General features: G+C 64.9%; 17 protein-coding genes. 2 read left to right on the top strand and 15 right to left on the bottom strand.

Going from position 1 to position 17160, the window contains the following annotated elements; translation table 11 throughout:
* Positions 1–155: 155 nt before the first annotated feature.
* Positions 156–386, top strand: coding sequence for a helix-turn-helix domain-containing protein (locus RZE77_RS28365; RefSeq protein ID WP_319443047.1), 231 nt, complete (start codon positions 156–158; stop codon positions 384–386).
* A 107-nt stretch (positions 387–493) separates the two neighbouring features.
* Here the strand turns inward: RZE77_RS28365 and RZE77_RS28360 are convergent, their stop codons facing one another.
* Together RZE77_RS28360 and RZE77_RS28355 are read right to left on the bottom strand one after the other, a co-directional pair.
* Positions 494–1477 carry a tripartite tricarboxylate transporter substrate binding protein gene (locus RZE77_RS28360; protein WP_319443046.1) on the bottom strand — a complete coding sequence of 328 codons (984 nt, stop codon included), beginning with the start codon at positions 1475–1477 and terminating at the stop codon, positions 494–496.
* Between the two features lie 53 nt (positions 1478–1530).
* Positions 1531–2373: a fumarylacetoacetate hydrolase family protein gene (locus RZE77_RS28355; protein WP_062364650.1), complete on the bottom strand. Its 843-nt coding sequence runs from the start codon at positions 2371–2373 to the stop codon at positions 1531–1533.
* Between the two features lie 245 nt (positions 2374–2618).
* Here RZE77_RS28355 and RZE77_RS28350 point away from each other — a divergent pair, with 245 nt between their 5' ends.
* Positions 2619–3302: a FadR/GntR family transcriptional regulator gene (locus RZE77_RS28350; RefSeq protein WP_307641897.1), complete on the top strand. Its 684-nt coding sequence runs from the start codon at positions 2619–2621 to the stop codon at positions 3300–3302.
* Between the two features lie 42 nt (positions 3303–3344).
* Here the strand turns inward: RZE77_RS28350 and RZE77_RS28345 are convergent, their stop codons facing one another.
* The 13 genes from RZE77_RS28345 to RZE77_RS28285 all read right to left on the bottom strand — a co-directional run bounded on the left by RZE77_RS28345 (position 3345) and on the right by RZE77_RS28285 (position 17009).
* Positions 3345–4286, bottom strand: coding sequence for an NAD-dependent epimerase/dehydratase family protein (locus RZE77_RS28345; RefSeq protein ID WP_319443045.1), 942 nt, complete (start codon positions 4284–4286; stop codon positions 3345–3347).
* Positions 4287–4294: 8 nt separating this feature from the next.
* The gene (locus tag RZE77_RS28340) at positions 4295–5284 is read right to left on the bottom strand and encodes a fumarylacetoacetate hydrolase family protein (RefSeq protein ID WP_319443044.1); all 990 of its coding nucleotides are present in this window, start codon (positions 5282–5284) and stop codon (positions 4295–4297) included.
* A gap of 35 nt (positions 5285–5319) precedes the next feature.
* A complete protein-coding gene (locus RZE77_RS28335) occupies positions 5320–5901 on the bottom strand; it encodes a cupin domain-containing protein (protein WP_319443043.1) in 582 nt (193 codons plus the stop codon).
* A 10-nt stretch (positions 5902–5911) separates the two neighbouring features.
* The gene (locus RZE77_RS28330; protein WP_319443042.1) at positions 5912–6880 is read right to left on the bottom strand and encodes a Bug family tripartite tricarboxylate transporter substrate binding protein; all 969 of its coding nucleotides are present in this window, start codon (positions 6878–6880) and stop codon (positions 5912–5914) included.
* A gap of 28 nt (positions 6881–6908) precedes the next feature.
* The gene (locus tag RZE77_RS28325; RefSeq protein ID WP_319443041.1) at positions 6909–8384 is read right to left on the bottom strand and encodes an NAD-dependent succinate-semialdehyde dehydrogenase; all 1476 of its coding nucleotides are present in this window, start codon (positions 8382–8384) and stop codon (positions 6909–6911) included.
* A gap of 11 nt (positions 8385–8395) precedes the next feature.
* Positions 8396–9415, bottom strand: coding sequence for a dihydrodipicolinate synthase family protein (locus RZE77_RS28320; RefSeq protein ID WP_319443040.1), 1020 nt, complete (start codon positions 9413–9415; stop codon positions 8396–8398).
* A 19-nt stretch (positions 9416–9434) separates the two neighbouring features.
* A complete protein-coding gene (locus tag RZE77_RS28315) occupies positions 9435–10451 on the bottom strand; it encodes an ornithine cyclodeaminase family protein (RefSeq protein ID WP_319443039.1) in 1017 nt (338 codons plus the stop codon).
* Between the two features lie 97 nt (positions 10452–10548).
* A complete protein-coding gene (locus RZE77_RS28310) occupies positions 10549–11463 on the bottom strand; it encodes a LysR family transcriptional regulator (protein WP_319443038.1) in 915 nt (304 codons plus the stop codon).
* 57 nt (positions 11464–11520) lie between these two features.
* Positions 11521–12702, bottom strand: coding sequence for a PLP-dependent transferase (locus RZE77_RS28305; protein ID WP_307594784.1), 1182 nt, complete (start codon positions 12700–12702; stop codon positions 11521–11523).
* Between the two features lie 134 nt (positions 12703–12836).
* Positions 12837–13778: a LysR family transcriptional regulator gene (locus RZE77_RS28300; protein WP_319443037.1), complete on the bottom strand. Its 942-nt coding sequence runs from the start codon at positions 13776–13778 to the stop codon at positions 12837–12839.
* 167 nt (positions 13779–13945) lie between these two features.
* Positions 13946–14788 (bottom strand): ABC transporter ATP-binding protein, encoded by an 843-nt coding sequence (locus tag RZE77_RS28295; RefSeq protein ID WP_319443433.1) that lies wholly within the window; start codon positions 14786–14788, stop codon positions 13946–13948.
* 11 nt (positions 14789–14799) lie between these two features.
* Entirely contained in the window at positions 14800–15651 is an 852-nt protein-coding gene (gene ntrB / locus RZE77_RS28290; protein WP_319435040.1) for a nitrate ABC transporter permease, read from the bottom strand.
* Between the two features lie 2 nt (positions 15652–15653).
* The gene (locus RZE77_RS28285) at positions 15654–17009 is read right to left on the bottom strand and encodes a CmpA/NrtA family ABC transporter substrate-binding protein (protein ID WP_319443036.1); all 1356 of its coding nucleotides are present in this window, start codon (positions 17007–17009) and stop codon (positions 15654–15656) included.
* Positions 17010–17160 lie beyond the last annotated feature (151 nt).

The raw sequence follows: 17160 nt of genomic DNA, 5'->3' as shown, positions 1-17160 counted from the left end.
GCCGCTCGCCCTTGGGCTGGTTGATCTGACAACAACAATACCTTGCCGTACTTCCACAGAGTCCACGGCAAGAAATCTGAACTCCGACTGGCAAGCAGCGAAGGTGGGTCTGTCTCGCGGCCACTTCTTCGCCTTGTTTTCGCGAGCAGCTCAACATGACGCCGCAGGTTTTCTGGAGTGGCGTGCGGGTCGAAGAAGCCATGCGACGTGTGGCCGAAGGCAGCGCATTGACAGAGGTCGCGCTGGACCTCGGCTTCTCCGCCCCTGGAAACTTCTCGCGCTTCTTCAAAGAGCACACCGGCGTCTCGCCGTCGATCTTCAAGCGAGCCGCACGCGAACCTTCGCCGGTGACAGTAACCGGAATTCCGCGGGAGCAGAGCAGCTAACTGTGCGCTGATGCTGGCAGCCTCTACGGCTCCAGGCGAGCATCGGAGCCGCAGCCTGACAGGCCGTTCCTGCGGTACTCCCACGCGCAATACCGGGCTCCGCGAAGTTACTCGACCTTGCCGATCCGCTGGACCACCTTCGCCATCGACTCAGCGTCCTTCGCAACGAATTTCTCGAATTCGGGCGCATCGAGATACTGGACGTAGGTTCCGGCGGATTGCAACGACTGGACCGCGCGCGAGTCGCTCGCAGCGAACTTCGCGGCTTCGCGCAATTTGTTGATGACGGCATCTGGCGTCGATGCAGGGACGAATACGCCGGTCCATTGCGAATAGGTGACGGGCACGCCCAGCTCCTTCAGGCTCGGCACGTCGGGAAGCGTTGGAATGCGGCCATCGCCCCATTGCGCGAGTGCACGCAACTTGCCTGCCTGGATCTGCCCCGCAACGGTCGATGGCCCCGTCGCGACGGCATCCACCTGGCCGCCGAGAAGTGCCACCACCGCCGGGCCTGCGCCGGTATAGGGAATGTGCAGCATGGACGTGTTCGTGGCAGCTTTCAGCTGCTCGAGCGGCACATGCATCGTTCCATAGTTCCCGGAAGAGCCGAAGGTATAGCCACCCGGCTTCTGCCGCAGCGCTGCCGTGAACTGCTTGAAGTCCTTCCAGGGACTGTCGGCCTGGACGACGAGAACAACGGGATCCGCGGTGAAGCGCGCAACGGGCTTCAGCTGTTTGAGCTCGAACATGGGCTTGCGCTGAAGAACGGTGTCCGCCTCGGGCAAAACCACGATGGAGGCAAGCGCCATCAGTACCGTGTACCCATCGGGCTTTGCCTTGGCGACCTGCGACATGCCCACTCCGCCGCCCGCACCGGCCTTGTTCTCGATCACGATGGGCTGTTTCAGGTAGCGCCCCATGGCTTCCGCCACTGGCCGGGCAGCGATGTCGGCCACACCGCCAGGCGGAAAGGGCACGACCATCGTGATCGGCTTCGAGGGATAGGCCTCCTGAGCTGCGACCGGCGCACCGGCAAGCAGTGCAGCTGCGGCCAGGGCTGCCAAGCCCCAAGGGTTCTTTGAATCGATCATCGAGTTGTCTCCGTTGTTGGTCTATTTGTCGGACGCGCAGGGCTGCGCCGCAGTCACCTGGTACGAACGCGGTTGTTCAGTTCGCCGAGCCCCGTCACCGCGACGCGAACGAGGTCGCCGTCCTGCAGGAACTTGGGGGGCGTATGGCCGATACCGACACCGACGGGCGTGCCGGTCGCGATGATGTCGCCTGGCAGCAATGTCATTGCCTTCGACAGCGTGGCGATCAAGGTCGGAACGTCGAAGATGAGGTCCGTCAGCACGCCGTTCTGGCGCAGTTCGCCATTCACCCATGTCTGGACCTTGAGCGAAGCGGCGGGCGACTCGTCCGATGTCGCAATCCATGGACCCACGGGACAAAAGGTGTCGAGCGACTTGCCCAGGAACCATTGCGCGTGGTTCTTCTGCAGGTCACGTGCCGTCACGTCGTTGAGCGCGATGAAACCAAAGACCTTGCCGAGCGCATCGGCCGGGGCGACGTTGCGGCACTCTGCTCCGATCACCACGCCGATTTCGCCTTCGTAGTCGACCGACGAGGTGTGTGCCGGGTCGAAACGGATGTCGTCGGTGGGACCGGCGAGCGAGGTCGTGGCCTTGGTGAAGATCTGCGGAAAGGCCGGGACTGCGGCAGCGCCGCTGGTGGCATTGAATCCGCTCTTGTCGAACTCGGTGGCGTGCTCGATGTAGTTCTTGCCTACCGCGAAGATGTTCCGCACAGGAACGGGAATCGGCGACAGGAAGGTGACGTCGACGAAGTTGGCCTCGCCATCCCTGAGTGCCTCGAGTTCCGCTGCTGTGATCCGGCGCTCGATCACGGCCTGCACCGGGTTCAGATGATTCGAAAAAACGCCACCGACGAATGTGACCTTGCTGCCCGCCTCGTCGACCAAGACCATGCGCACCCGACCCTGATGAGAAACACGTCCGATTTTCATATCGCTCCAATTGGTTCTAGAGCCAAACCAATTTGGCCCTATCATCCCATTCTAGAACCAATTGGATGCGAGAAGACTCCCCTTTGTCCCAGTCATTTTCAAGGCATTAGCGGCTGATATGCGAATTCAAAATTGGGCCTGATTGGTTGAACTTGAGCCGACTCGGACAACGCTTTGCTATGATTTCGGGCATTCAAGGAACGACGATGGACCACGCGGCGGTATTGAGGGACGCAATCCTCGGCAAGCTCAAGACCGGCGAATGGCGCCAAGGCCACAGGATCGCCACCGAGCGCCAACTCAGCGAGTCCTTCGGGATCGGCCGCTCGACGGTTCGGCGCGTCCTGGCGCAGCTCAAGGTCGCAGGTGTCATCACGCAAACCGTTGGAAGCGGAACCTATGTGAGCGAAGCCTTCGATCCTGCGACCCTCGGGGAAGGAACGCCATCGGGCTTGGCAAGCATCTCGGGATCGGTCAGCCCGGCGGAACTCATGGAGGCCAGGCTCGCGATCGAACCAAGCATTGTCGAAATGATCATCCGCAATGCCTCGCAGAACGACTTCGCGAAGATGGCGCAGTGCTGCGACAAGGCGGAGGCTGCCGCCAGCATGGAGGAATTCGAGATCTGGGATGGCCAGCTTCATGCAACGATCGCCCTCGCCGCACACAACTCCCTCGTCACCAACATCTTCCAGTTGATCAACCAGGCGCGGGCACAGGACGATTGGGGGGCGCTGAAGCGCCACAGCCTTTCCACCGAGCGACGCCTGTCCTATCAAATTGAGCACCGGCAAATCGTGGGCGCCCTGACCGACCGAGACCTGGTGCGCGCGACGGCATGTGTCCGGGATCACCTATTGCACGTGCGGAGGAATCTGCTGGGCTCATAACCGGGCCGGACTTTCCGGCCCGCGTTGGAGCGGCGCTTCGGATCAGTTGATCTCACCAAGTGCGCGGCGCACCAAGTCATCCGCCGAGCTATCGTCTCGCAATCCTAGTGCGCGGGCCGATGCATCGTCGAGGCGCGGATAGCGCCCGAACACCGCCTCCACGTCAGGGCGAGGCTGGAATGACACCAAACCGCGACGGGATTCGCCGTAGCGTGCCGAGCACGTATCGATGATGTCCCCGATCGAGAGACGCAGCACGGGCAACGGCCAAGCCCGCCCCGGGTCGGCGCGCGAGGCATCCATGACTGCCGCATGGACCAGGTTCTCGGCGCAGCGCTGCGCCGACATCCACCACGCCGTGGCCTCGGGGCCTACGGGGCAGGTAAAGGTTTCGCCGGCCTTGAGCGCGTGCAGGATGTCGCTCATGAATGCGGAGGAGAGACCCACGCTGCTCTTCGCGCGGGCGACGATGCCGGGGAGCCGGACCGATCGGCCGTCCAAAAGACCGCGGCGCGTGAAGTCCGCCAACAGGATCTCGCACACCTGCTTGTGTGCGCCGTAGGTGAGCGGAGGTCGCAATGGCGTCTTCGGCGTGACAAGGTCCGGCAGGTCGGTGCCGTACACCGCGATGCTGCTTGCATACACGACCGTGGGCCGGATGCCGCTCGCAGCCAGGGCCTCGAACAACGAAAGCGATGCGTCGAGGTTGACCCGTCGGCCGAGCGCGTAGTCGGCCTCGGACGCACCTCCAGGGACTGCCGCGAGGTGAAAGACCACGTCGGGCCGGAACGTTGCTACCTTTGCCATCACGGCAGGCTGCGTGAGATCACCGCGGATGGCGGTCTCCCCTGCCGTCTCCGGCAAGGCCTGGTCGGCGAGCGCCAGTGCTCCGATGCGCCGGCCGCCGAGTTCGCCGCGCTCACGCAGCAGGTCGGCGAGGTGGGCCCCGATGAAGCCGCCACCGCCGGTGATCAGGACTCGCATGGTTCCGCTCACGCCTGCGGCGGCGTGGGCGCGCGAACGATGCGCTGGTCGATGGCGCCGAAAACCGGTCCGCCGTCCTGGCGCGCCTCCATGCGCACGCGGTCGCCGAAGCGCATGAATGGCGTCTTCGGCGCGCCGTGTTCGATGGCCTCGATGGCACGGCGCTCCGCGATGCAGGCCGAGCCCTTCTGCCCGCCTGCGTTCGAGACCGTGCCGCTGCCGATGATCGTGCCGGCGGACAGGCGGCGCGTCGCGGCCGCATGCGCGATCAGGTCGTCGAAGCCGAAGTTCATCTCGCCGCCGTTCGGATTGCCGAACCATGCGCCGTTGTATTCGACGTGGAGGTCCAGGTGCACGCGGGTGTTCCGCCAATGTTCACCGATCTCGTCCGGGGTCACCGCCACCGGCGCAAAGCTGGAGGATGGCTTGGCTTGGAAGAATCCGAAGCCGGTCTTCATCTCACGCGGGCCGAAGGCACGCAGGCTCACGTCGTTGATCTGCACCAGCAGCGTGATGCGGCTGCGCGCGAGTTGCGCCGAAGCGCCAAGTGGCACCTCGTGCAGGATCACGCCGTATTCGCCTTCGAAATCGATGCCATGCGCCTCGTCCGGCAGCGGGACGTCATCGGTAGCTCCCAGGAAGTCGTCGGAACCGCCCTGATAGATCAACGGGATCGCGTCCATATCCGGAATGGGCGCGAGCTTGAACGCTGTTTCCATCAGGCGGCCGTGGTTCAGGAAGGCCGAGCCGTCGCACCATTGCGGCGCTCTCGGCAGCGGCGCGGCGGCTTGTCGCGGATCGAAGGCGGATGCACCCCCCACCTGCCCCGCATTGAGCCGTGCATACAGTTGCTGCAGCCGTGGTCCGCACTCGTCCCAACGCTCTACCGCCTCGAGCAGGGTCGGCGCGATCGCCTGCGCGTTCACCGATTGACGCAGGTCGCGCGACACGACGACGAGGCGGCCGCCCTTGCCGCCCTTCAGGGATGCCAGCTTCATGCTTTTTTCAGTTCGAAGAGCAGCGCAGCATCGCCTCAACCCCGGCCGGCCAGCGCCTGGCCGATGGTGGGGTCGTACTCGCCGTCGATCAGGACGAAGAGCATCCGGCATGGCTTACCGGAGCGGTTGGCCCACGCATGGTTGGTGCCGCGCTGCACGACGACGCTGCCGGCGCGCAGCTGCACCTCGCCCTGGTCCAGGACCAGCGTGATCTCGCCCTCCATCACGACACCGTAGTCGACGCTCTCCGTGCGGTGCATCAGCGGGTGTGGCGCGCCCCTGTCCGCCGTGGAAGCCGCCATGTCCCCGATCTCGCTGAAACCCGCGCGCAACTGCTCGGCGCTGCGGTTGAACAATTCGTCGCTGTCCGGCGGAATGTCGACGAACCGGAAGCGCGTGCCATGCGACGGTGGCGGCAGCGTCAGCGGCCCGGTGGTCGGGTCCGGGCCGTTGTCGACACGCACCGGCGCGCCCGTGGTCGCCCACACCTCGTGGAAGACGGTGCCCGGGATGGCCTTGAGCTCCGCCACGACCGGCAGCGGTCCATTGCTGGTGATCACGGCATTGCCTTGCGCGTCGTGGCCGGTGACCACGCGATGGATGGATGGAAAGTTCATGATGTTTCTCTCATTCGAATTGGAGCTTGGACTCTTTGGCGATCCCGCGATAGAGCGCGAGGTCGTCGCGTATCGCATCGGCAAAGCGGGCCGAGCTGCCGCCCTCGGGCCGCAGCCCGAGTTCCGCGAACCGCTTCTGCACCGCAGGGTCGGCTAAAGCCGCAGCGGCCGCCTTATTCAGCTTCTCGATCAACGGCTGAGGGGTCGTTGCCGGGGCCAGCACGCCCACCCAGGATTCGAGTACGAAGGCCTTCACGCCGGCCTCGGCTGCCGTCTGCGTGCCGGGGAAGCGCGGATCCCGCTGCCTGCTGGTGACCGCCAGCAACTTGATGTGCCCCGCATCGACCAGCGGCTTGGCCGAGGCATCGAACGCCATATCCAGCTGGCCGCCCGCGACATCGTTCAACGCGCCCGCCGTGGAGCGATAAGGGATGTGCACGAGGAACGTTCCGGTCAGCGACTTGAAATACTCGCCGGCAAAATGCGCGCCGCTGCCCATGCCGGCGCTGCCGTAGCTGAGCTTCCCGGGATTCTTTTTCGCATACGCGATGAACTCGGCCAGTGTGCTCGCGGGGATGTCCTTCTTCGTGACGATCTGCAGGCCGTAGGTGGCTGTCATGCTGACCGGCGCCAGCGCCTTCGCAGGATCGAAGGAAATCTTCGGGTCGACCACCGGAAGGATGCTGTAGCTCGAATTGGTGAACAGCAGCGTCGTGCCGTCGCCGGTCGACTTGATGACGGCTTCGACACCCAGCCGGCTGCCTGCGCCGGGCCTGTTGTCGATGATGATGACCTGGCCGAGCTGCCGGCCCATGTGCTCCGCCATGATGCGGGCCACCTGGTCCGTGACGCCGCCCGGCGGAAAGGGCACGACCATCTTGGTCACGTTCGGCTGTGCGTGGGCCGCCCCGGTCGTGGTCACCATGGCGATCGCGGCCAAAAGCAAGGAAAGCCACGCGGGGCGACGCTGTTGCTTCATTTCTGTCTCCTGGTTTTTCTGGAAGGCGTCAACCGAAGGCGGGCGCCAGCCCGTCCCAGCAAAGGTACTTGATCTCGAGGAATTCCTCGATGCCATGGTGCGAGCCTTCGCGGCCGAGGCCGCTCTGCTTTACCCCGCCGAAGGGCGCGACCTCGTTCGAGATCAGGCCGCAGTTGATGCCGATCATTCCCGACTCGATCGCAGCGGACGCACGCCAGATGCGGGCCGCGTCGCGGCTGTACAGGTAGGCAGCCAAGCCGAACTCGGTGGCGTTCGCAAGTTCGAAAGCCTCCTCGTCATCCTCGAAGCGGAACAGCGGTGCAACGGGCCCGAAGGTTTCCTCGCGAGCCACGGCCATCCCTGACGTCGCTCCCACGATGATCGTCGGCTCATGGAAGCGGCCGCCCAGCGCGTGGCGCTTGCCGCCGTGCAGGACGGTGGCGCCATTGGCAATCGCGTCGGCGATGTGCTCCTCGACCTTGGCCACGGCCGCGTCGTCGATCAGCGGTCCCAGCTGCACGCCCGCTTCCAGGCCGTTTCCCACACGGAGCTTGGCCACGCGCTCCGCGAGCTTGGCAGCGAAGGCGTCGTACACGCCCGCCTGGACCAGCACCCGGTTGGCGCTGATGCAGGCCTGGCCGGTGTTGCGGAATTTCGCGGCGACGACACCGTCCGCAGCCGCATCGAGATCCGCGTCGTCGAAGACGATGAACGGCGCATTGCCGCCGAGCTCCATGGAGCACTTCTTGACCGTCCCAGCGGCCTGCGCGAGCAGCAGGCGGCCGACTTCCGTCGAGCCCGTGAAGGTGATCTTGCGCACAAGCGGGTGGCTGGTCAGCGAGTGACCGATGGCACGCGTGTCATTGCCGGTGACCACATTGAACACGCCCGGCGGCACGCCGGCACGCTGCGCCAGCTCGGCGAGCGCCAGCGCCGTGAGCGGCGTCTGGCTGGCCGGTTTCACGACCATGCTGCAGCCGGCGGCCAGCGCCGGGCCGGCCTTGCGCGTGATCATCGCCGCAGGGAAATTCCAGGGCGTGATGGCCGCGCAGACCCCGATCGGCTCCTTCAGCACCACGATGCGCTGGGTGTCCTTCGGTGCCGGGATCACATCTCCGCGCACCCGCTTGGCTTCCTCGGAGAACCACTGCAGGAAGGAGGCCGCGTAGTCGATCTCCACCTTTGCTTCGGCAAGCGGCTTGCCCTCTTCCAGCGTGATCAGCGTTGCAAGATCGTCGCGGTGCCGGATCATCAGCTCGTACCAGCGGCGCAGCACTTCCGAACGGTGCCTGGCCGTGGTTTTGCGCCAGGACAGGAAAGCCGCGTGGGCCACTTCGATCGCGTTGGCGGTCTCCGCCTCCCTGAAGCGGGGAAGCTCGGCCAGGATGGCGTCGTCGGCCGGATTGCGCAGCGTGTAGGTGCCGTGCGGTGTGGCGCCGATCCACTCGCCGCCCACATGGGCAGCGCTGCGGAAGAGTTCCGGGTCCTCGAGAAGGTGCCGCATGGTGCCTTCTTTCAGCACGGGTTGCGGCCGGCCATGTAGGCGCTGTCCGGGTCCTTGGTGACCGGCAGGCCGGATGCCACCAACCCCTGGCGCAGCATCTTCATGAGGCGGTCCGGCACACGCATCGCCGGTGCACGCAGAGGGCCACCGTTGAAGCCTGCCAGCCAGTCCTGGTACTTCCACATCGTCCGGTTCAACACGCCGGTGCCGCCGGCGTAGCTCTGTGCGGCGGCGCCGTTGGCGCTGCGCGCCGGGTTGACCTTCCAATACAGTTCCATTGCGGATTCCCACTCGCCGCTTCTCGCCAGATCGAAGGCGTGCGGGTAGTAGGTGCTCATCCATTGCGTGTTGCTGGTGCCGGAGAACTGCAGCTTCATCACGCTCATGAGCGGGATGGCATCGCCTTCGATGGGGCAGCTGATCACGACCTCGTCGCGGAAGTGGTGGTACATCTCGCACAGGCCCGCGGGCAGCGGGAATCCCTGCTCCGACTTGATCGCCACGATGTTGGGGCAGTCCTTCAGCAGGCGGCGCACCAGTTCGACCGACATGCCCGCCGGATGGACGCGCTCGAAGCCCCACAGCGGGATCGGGAACAGCATCACGGCCAGCTCTGTCGCGTCGCAGAACTGCTTGGTGTAGTCGTAGATCTCCTGCTCGGTCGTCGGCCAGAACTGCGGGGGATAGGACAGCAGCACGATGTCCGCGCCGGCCTTCTCCGCGAGTTTCACGGCCTGGATGTTTTCCGCGAGTGTGCCGAAAGCCGCATGGAAAAAGAGACCCATATCGCTGCCCGCCGCGTCGCGCGCCCATGCGGTGAACTGCGCATTCTCTTCGGGCGTGATTGCCACTTCGGCGCAAAGAAGCGTGTAGCTGTAGCCGAGTTCCTTGGCGAGGGCGATGTCGTGGCGGATGCCCTTCTCGTTCAGCTTGCTCAGGTCCGCGGAGTAGCTGGGAATGGTGACGGCGGAGCAGCCGACGAGGTGTTCGCGCGCCCAGGCGCGGGCGTCCTTGCGTTGATAGGTAGGCATGGTTTTCCTTGGGTTTGAATTACTTGGCGACCGGCACGATGCTGTGGGCCATTTCGGTCCCGATCCCCATGGCCCGGGCGCGGGCCAGCAGCATCTCGGCGGTGATGACGTCCTGCAGCGCGGAGCCGACGGACTTGTAGAGAACGATGTCGTCCGGCTTTCGCATGGCCTTGCCTCCCACCAGGTCGGCGAGCGACACCAGCTTGCCGGCGAAGTCGACACCGGCTCGGGTCGCCGCCAGCATGTCACCCGTGTCATGAGCGACCTCTTCGGGCATGTCGGCGACGATCAGGGATGCACGGGCGATGGTCTGCTCATCGACCTCGCGCTGCTCGGGCAGCGTGGAGCCGATCGACACCACGGTCATGCCTGGGGCCAGCCAATCACCGCGGATCACGGGCGACTCGTCGCGGCTGCGCGCGGCGCAGAGCACGACATCCGCGCCCTCGATCGCTCCGGACGCCGATGCAGCGGCCTCGATGTCGAGGCCGTGCTCTTCGCTGACCGTCGACGCAAACTTCTCCCGGTTCGCTGGCGTCGGGCTGAAGACGCGAACGCGGGAGATGTTCCGTACGGCGGCCAGGGCCGCGAGGAGGCCCTTCGCCTCGAAGCCGGAGCCGATCACGGCCACACTCAGCGGTTTGCGCGGCGCTGCAGCGTCTACCGCGACCGCGGCGGTGGCTGCGGTGCGGATGCCCGTGATGCGATTGCCGTCGATCAGCGCGGCCAGGCCCATCGTTTCCTGTTCGAAAAGTGAGACGAGGTAGCTGGCACGGCGCGCTTTCATGCTGGCGGAGATCAGCTTGCAGCCCATGTGCCTGCCGCTCGGGGACACGGCCGTGAGCCCGCGCAGCCAGGTGCCGTCACCGCGGGCCATGGAACGCGGCGGCACCATGGCGGCGGCGATCGGGCTGGCGTAGGCGCTGCGCAGGGCGTCGAAGGCGGCCTGCCAGTCCGTCAGCCGGGCCACGTCCACGTCTGTGAGAAAAAGGGTCGGCGGCAACGCTATGGCGGCCGCGGAATTGAGGGTGCCCAAGGCGATGTCTCCTGTAATGGGCACGATCGTAGGCAGCGTCCCTCCCCCTGGCGACCCGTCGGAGGCCAAAGCAGCTTTCCCGATTCGGGATAGCCCGCTAGCTCTGCCTTGCCGACTTGAGCATGGCTGGCGCCATGGACTTCAGCAGACGCATGACTTCCCAGGTTGCCTTGGTATGGGCACGGTGTTGGGTGACCCCAAGCACGACCGCGCGCGACAGCGCGGGACGGACGATGCGAACAGCCGCGAGCCGGCGCGCCTCGTTCGCCGTCAGCGTGCCGGCCGTGATCGCGTATCCGCCGCCACTGGCCGTGATCTCATGCTGCAGCCGGATCGAATCGGCCTCCAGCACCTGCGTGAGCGTCAGCCCCTTCTGCCGCGCGAGCATCGCGAGGCGTGCACGCAGCGGGTGCGGCTCGCTCGGCAGCACCAGCGGAAGGCCCGCGACATCATCGAAGTCGATCGTCTTTCGCCCCGCCAGCGGGTCCTTGGCCGGCACCACCAGATACAGCGGCAGACGCGTGAGCACGGTTTCCTCCGGCGCGGCGGTGTCTTCTTCCCGCAGCAGCAAGGCAAGGTCGAGGCGGCCCTGGACCAGCCATTCCTCGAGTTGAGCGCTCGATCCTTCGGTGAGATGCAATCGGACCTGAGGCCAGGACTTGCGGACGGCCGAGAACAAGGGGCCGGCCAGCACCGCCACCGTAGACGGCAGCAGGCCGAAGCGCACGTCGCCCACCGGCGTTCCGCTGTTCGTGCGCATGTCATCGGCCAGTTGCTCCGCATCGCGGATCAACGCCATCACCCGCGGGTAGACCTGTTGCCCGAATTCAGTCAGAACGACGCCGCGGCCCGTCCGGCGGAACAGGCGCGTCCCGGACTCCTGCTCCAAGCGCGTGATGTGCCGGCTTACCACCGACTGCTGCATGTCGAGCGCAAGCGCCGCGCCGGAGACGCTGCCGGCGTCCGCAACTTTCACGAACAGTTGCCATTTGGGGTCCAGGATGTTCTGCACTCAGGCATTGTGCATGGGGCAACCACGATCTTGCACCGCTGGGCTTTGGGAATCTGCCTATGCAGCAGCCAACGCCTCGGACAACGCTTGTGCCAGATCTTCTCGCAGATCCTCAACGCTCTCCAAGCCGATCGAGAACCGCAGCAGATGCCCGCCATAGCTCTGCTTGCCGCCGCGGATGCTTTGCATGTCGTAGGGCATGACCAGACTCATGGGACCGCCCCAGGAGAGACCGATTCCGAACAATTGAAGACGGTCGCAGAAGGCATCGACCTGCGCGTGGGTGCGGGATTCGTCGATGAGCACCGAGAAGAGTCCGGCGGCGGCGCTGCAGTGCGTTGCCCAGTGCTCGTGCCCAGGACAGGATTCCAGAGCGGGGTGCAGGACCCTGCTGATGCCGTCCTGTCCGGCCAGCCAAGAGGCGAGCGCTCGGGCCGTGGCGTCGTGCAGGTCGTAGCGGGCCTTGATGGATGCCAAGCCCCGCAGCACCAGTTCCGCATCATTCGCGCCCACGCCCATGCCGAGGTCCAGGTAGGCGACGCGGAACTTGTCATGCAGCTTGTCGTCGTTGGTGATGATCGAGCCCATCAGGACATCGGCACCGCCTGAAGGGTACTTTGTCAGCGCGTGAACGCTGATGTCCACGCCCATCTCGAACGGCGCGAATGCAATGCCCGCCCCCCAGGTGTTGTCGAGCGCCACGATCGCGCCCGCGCTCTTGGCCGTTGCCACCAGTGTGCGAAGGTCCGGAAATTCCATCGTGATCGATCCCGGCGCTTCGACCCAGACCAGCTTGGTACGCCCGCTGAGCTTGGCCTGCAGATCGGCGACGTCCATGGGGTCGTAGCACTGATAGGTGATGCCCAGTTGCGAGAGCGTCGTGCGTGCATGGCGCAGCGAGGGGCCATAGACATTGGTTGGCAGAAGCACCTCGTCACCGCTCGACAGCAATCCGATGTTGACCGTGGCGATGGCCGCCTGCCCGCTCGGGCAGAGCAGGCAGTGCCGACCGCCTTCGAGCGTACACAGGCGCTGTTCGAGCGTGTACGTCGTCGGCGTGCCGTAGAGGCCGTAGCTGTACCCGTCGCGGTGGCCGAACGCCTTGGCACGTTCGCGCACCGTTGCCGCGTTCGGGAACAACACCGTCGACCCCTTGAACACCCCCGGGGGAACCGCCTCGTAGCCGGCCGGCGGAACGTAGGCGTGGTGAATCAGTTGGGTGCTGATGTCTTGAGACATGGCAAGAGCTCTTCTGCAGGATCAGGAGCTTCAATGTATCGGAACATGAGGTGCCGCCTGTGCCGCCCCCCCTGGGCAAATCCGCACATCGGGTTGCGCCGATGCGGCAAGGCGTCCTCACGTATGCATGCCGGCTAGCCGCGCGGCTGCGCATCCGCGGGGCCGTTGAGCCATTCCTGCTTCGACTCGAAGAGCCGATGAAGGTATTCGGTGACAGCGCGGATGCGGGCCGAGTATTGGAGGTCATGGTGCACGCTCACCCAGAGCGTTCGCGCCACCCTCGCCGTGTCGGCAAGCACCGGCACCAGGGTGTCCTCCTTCACCACGGAGAACTTGGGAAGCAGCACCAGGCCGAGCCCGGATGCTGCGGCGGCCATCTGCGCCAGCATGCTGTTGGACTGAAAGCTCATCGAGGGCCTTGCGACCAGCTCATCGAGCCAGCGGACCGCGTCGAGCTGGATCAGGTCGTCCAGGTATCCCACGAACTGGTGCTTGGGCAGATCAACCAGACTCGCGGGCACGCCGTGGTTCTCAAGGTAACTCGGCGCGCCATACAGGTACAGCGCGAACGAGCCCGCCGTCTCGCACGCCAGGCCCTGGCCGATCGGTTTGAAAAAGCTGACGAAAACGTCGGCTTCCCTGCGGCTCACGTTGACGATGGAAGAAGAAGTCACCAGCTCCACCCGCAGCTTGGGATGCTTGCGCAGCAGCGGCTCGAGATGGCGCGCCACGAAGGTGGTGCCGATCCCTTCCATCATGGCAATACGCACGCTGCCCGACGGCTCCCGGTCGGTTCCGCCGAGCTCCTCCTGCAGCGACAACACGGCCCGCTCCATGTTCTCGGCCTGCAGCGCGAGAACATGCGCCAGTTCGGTGGGTTTGAGTCCGGTGCGGTGACGTTCGAAAAGCGGGCCGCCCAGGCACAGCTCCAACTGCGAGAGCCTGCGGCTGACCGTCGAATGATCGATGTGAAGCTGCCTGGCCGCCTGGGAAAGACTTCCGGTGCGGTTGATATGCAGGAACAGGCGCACATCGTCCCAATCGAGGTTGGCGAGGGGTACCTTCTTGGTCGTCATGCGGCCTTCTCGTGCGTTGTCGTATGCAGTCCTGCTCCATCGGCCCGGCCGGCCGACGATTTTTGGATAGCATTTCACATCGAGATGGGCAATACAAGGGAAAGCACAGCCGAACATGGCCGCTTCTCAGTCCGGGCAGAGTGGCGTGAAAGATCGCCAAGGTGAACTCAGCCCGTGGGCTGCTCGACATGCGCCTGGCGCCGGTACAGGAAGTCCATCAGTGCGCGCCTGCACTCCGCATAGGTCGAATCGGTCGCCAGGCTGACGCGATCACGTGGGCGTCCGATGGGAACGTCCAGGATCTCCCCGATCCGCGCCGCGGGACCATTCGTCATCATCACGATGCGATCCGCAAGGAGCACCGCCTCGTCCACGTCGTGCGTGACCATGACCACCGTGCTTTCGGTTTTCTCGACGATGCCAAGCAGCTCGTCTTGCAACTTGGCGCGCGTGAGCGCGTCGAGCGCGCCGAACGGCTCGTCCATCAGCAGGACCTGCGGTTCCATCGACAGTGCCCTGGCGATACCGACGCGCTGCTTCATGCCGCCGGAGATCTCGCTGGGTTTCTTGTGGGCAGCTTGAGTCAAGCCGACCATAGCAAGCGCCGCCTCGGTACGGTGATCGACCGCGGAAGCGGACTCTGCCCGAAACACGCTGCGCACGGCCATGCGCACATTGTCGAAGCAGCTGAGCCATGGCAGGAGCGAATGGTTCTGGAACACCATCGCCCGCCGAGGGCCCGGTCCCCGGATGATCTCCCCGTCGCACGAGACGGTTCCCGCGGTCGGCGATGCCAGCCCGGCGAGCAGATTGAGCAGCGTGGATTTGCCGCAACCGGAGTGACCGATCAATGCAACGAACTCGCCTCTTCGGATCTCCAGGTTGATCTCGCTGAGCGCCGGAAAATCGCCCTTGGGCGTGCTGAAGGTCTGCTGCACATTGCACACGCGCAGAAACCCCGGCGTGGCGGTCGAGGCAGTCGAAACAGTGGGGAAAGTTGGCCGCAGCATCGTCTGACCTTTCATTCGCGGAAGCTCAGCTGCTTCATCAATGCGCCCAGCAACTGGTCGAGCACCAGGCCGACGACACCGATCATCACGATGGCGACGATGATGCTGGAGATCTGCAGGTTGTTCCATTCGTTCCACACGAAGAAGCCGATGCCGCTCTGGCCAACCACCATCTCAGCCGCCACGATCACCAGCCAGGCGATGCCGATCGAGATGCGCATGCCCGTGAGGATCATGGGCACCGCCGCCGGAAAGACGATCTTGCGCGCGCGCTCCAGTGGCGTGAGTCCGATCACGCGGCCGACGTTGGTCCAGTCCTGGCGCACGCTCGCGGTGCTGTACAGGGTATTGATCAGGATCGGCCAGATCGAACAGATGAAGATGATGAAGATCGCCGAGGCGCCGCTGTCCTTCAGCGTGTAGAGCGCAAGCGGCATCCAGGCCATTGGGGAGACGGGCCGCAGCAGCTGGATGAAAGGATTCAATGCCCGGCCCAGCCATGGAACCAGACCCAGCAAAAATCCCAGGGGAACGCCGACCAGCACGGCCAAGGCGTAGCCGCTGAACACGCGCCTGAGCGAGTCGAGCAGGTGCCAGGCAATGCCCAGGTCGTTTTCGCCATTGCGGCGGAACGGATCTGCAAACAGTTCGCCGGCGCGCTTGAACACGTCGACGGGCGTCGGAATGGCCGAGCGCTCCACGGATGCGCCGGGGCTCTTGCCCATCAGCTTGTCGTAGTCCGAAAGCTCCGCCGGCGCGCTGCCGCCGCCGCTCGAGGCGAGTGCCTGCCAGACGGCCAGCAAGAGCAGCCCGATCGCCAGGGTGGCCAGCCAGGAGCGTGAGGTCGAGATCGCACTCTGCATGGTCAGGCCCTACCCATCGACTTCAGGTATTCGGCGGGTCGGTCGGAGTCGAAGCTCTTGCCCAGGATCGTTTCCTTGCGGAATCCGATCTCCGGTGCCCTGCCGCCGCGCTCCTCGATGAGACGCTTTGCATCGGTGGCCAGCATGACTTGGCGGGCGAGTCCCTTGTAGTCCAGGTCCTCCTTGATCATGTTCCATCGGCGCATCTGGGTCAGAAGCCAAACCGCGCTCGAGTAATGCGGAAAGGGTTGAAAGTCGATGCGGCGCGGCAGGGTCTTCACGTTGCCAAGGCCGTCGGCATACCGGCCGGTGAGGACCTGGTCCACGACCGTTTCAGGTTGATTCAAATACTGAGGCTGGGCAAGGATCTTGGCCATCCCCGTGCGATTGGCAGGCTCCGACACATGCAGGCTCGCTGCGATGATCGCGCGGTAGGCGGCCATGAAGCTGTTCGGATGGGCCTTGATCCAGGCCTCGGTTGCGGTCACCGAGCAGCAAGGATGCTCCGGCCAGATCTCGCTCGAGACCAGGTGGATGAAGCCCGCACCTTCGTACACGGCGCGTTGGCCGCCTGGCTCGCCGCCGAAGAAACCGTCGATGTTGCCCACGCGGAGGTTGGAGACGTACTCGGACGGAGGAACCACGCGGTAGGAAACGTCGCGGTCCGCGTCCAGCCCTGCCGATGCGAGGTAGTGGCGCAGCTGGAGCATCTGATGGGATTGCTCGAAGGGCACCGCAAACCTGAAGCCCTTCCAGTTCTTCGGGTCGCGGTTGTCCTTGTGCTTCATCGCAAGGACCAGCGAGTTGCCGTTCTGGTTGAGCACCGTCATCACACGGGTGGGAATGGGAGCGCCGCCGATGCCGGCGGACATGGCCAGCGCAACGGGCATCACCTGCTGGGAGATGTCCAGTTCGCCGTTGACCATCTTGTCGCGGATCAGCGCGATTCCGGCGATCTTCTGCAGGCTCAGTTCCAGCCCCTCGCGCGGGAAGAGTCCGAGTTGCTCGGCATAGATCAGCGGCGTCGCGCAGGTGATGGGCAGGAAGCCGACAGCGAGCCGCTTTTTCTCCGGCGCACCCTTGCTGCGCTCCTGCGCGACGGCGGCAAGCTGGGTCAACGGTGTAAGCGCCGTGAGTGCGGCCAGCGCCCCTGCCCTCCCCAGCGTCTTGACGAATGCCCGCCGCAGGCCGCGCTCGGGAAAGAGGCCGTGCAGCATGCCCTGGGCCATGGCGCCGGCCAGCGCATCGTCAGCGTTCGCAGGCTTCTCCGCGAGGCACTCCTCATCGTCACCGTGGGTACTGCCACAGGCACAGAGGCCGGTGCGGGAAAGGCGAACATACTCATGTGATGGGTCCATGGGCCCTCCAAGTGGATTGAACGAATCAGGTCGGCGACACGTCAATGGTGAGCATGTTCCGTGCAAATAGCCGCTGGGAAATTCACAACCCGCTGTGCGCAGATGCTCCATGGACCCGTGGAGGCCGCAAAAACGCACCTCTTGTTGCGTT

The organism is Variovorax sp. SPNA7, from assembly GCF_033807855.1.
GTDB classification, from domain to species: Bacteria; Pseudomonadota; Gammaproteobacteria; order Burkholderiales; family Burkholderiaceae_C; genus Variovorax; species Variovorax beijingensis.
Note: the sequence above shows the minus strand (reverse complement) of the source record. Positions and strands in the feature narration are given on the sequence as shown.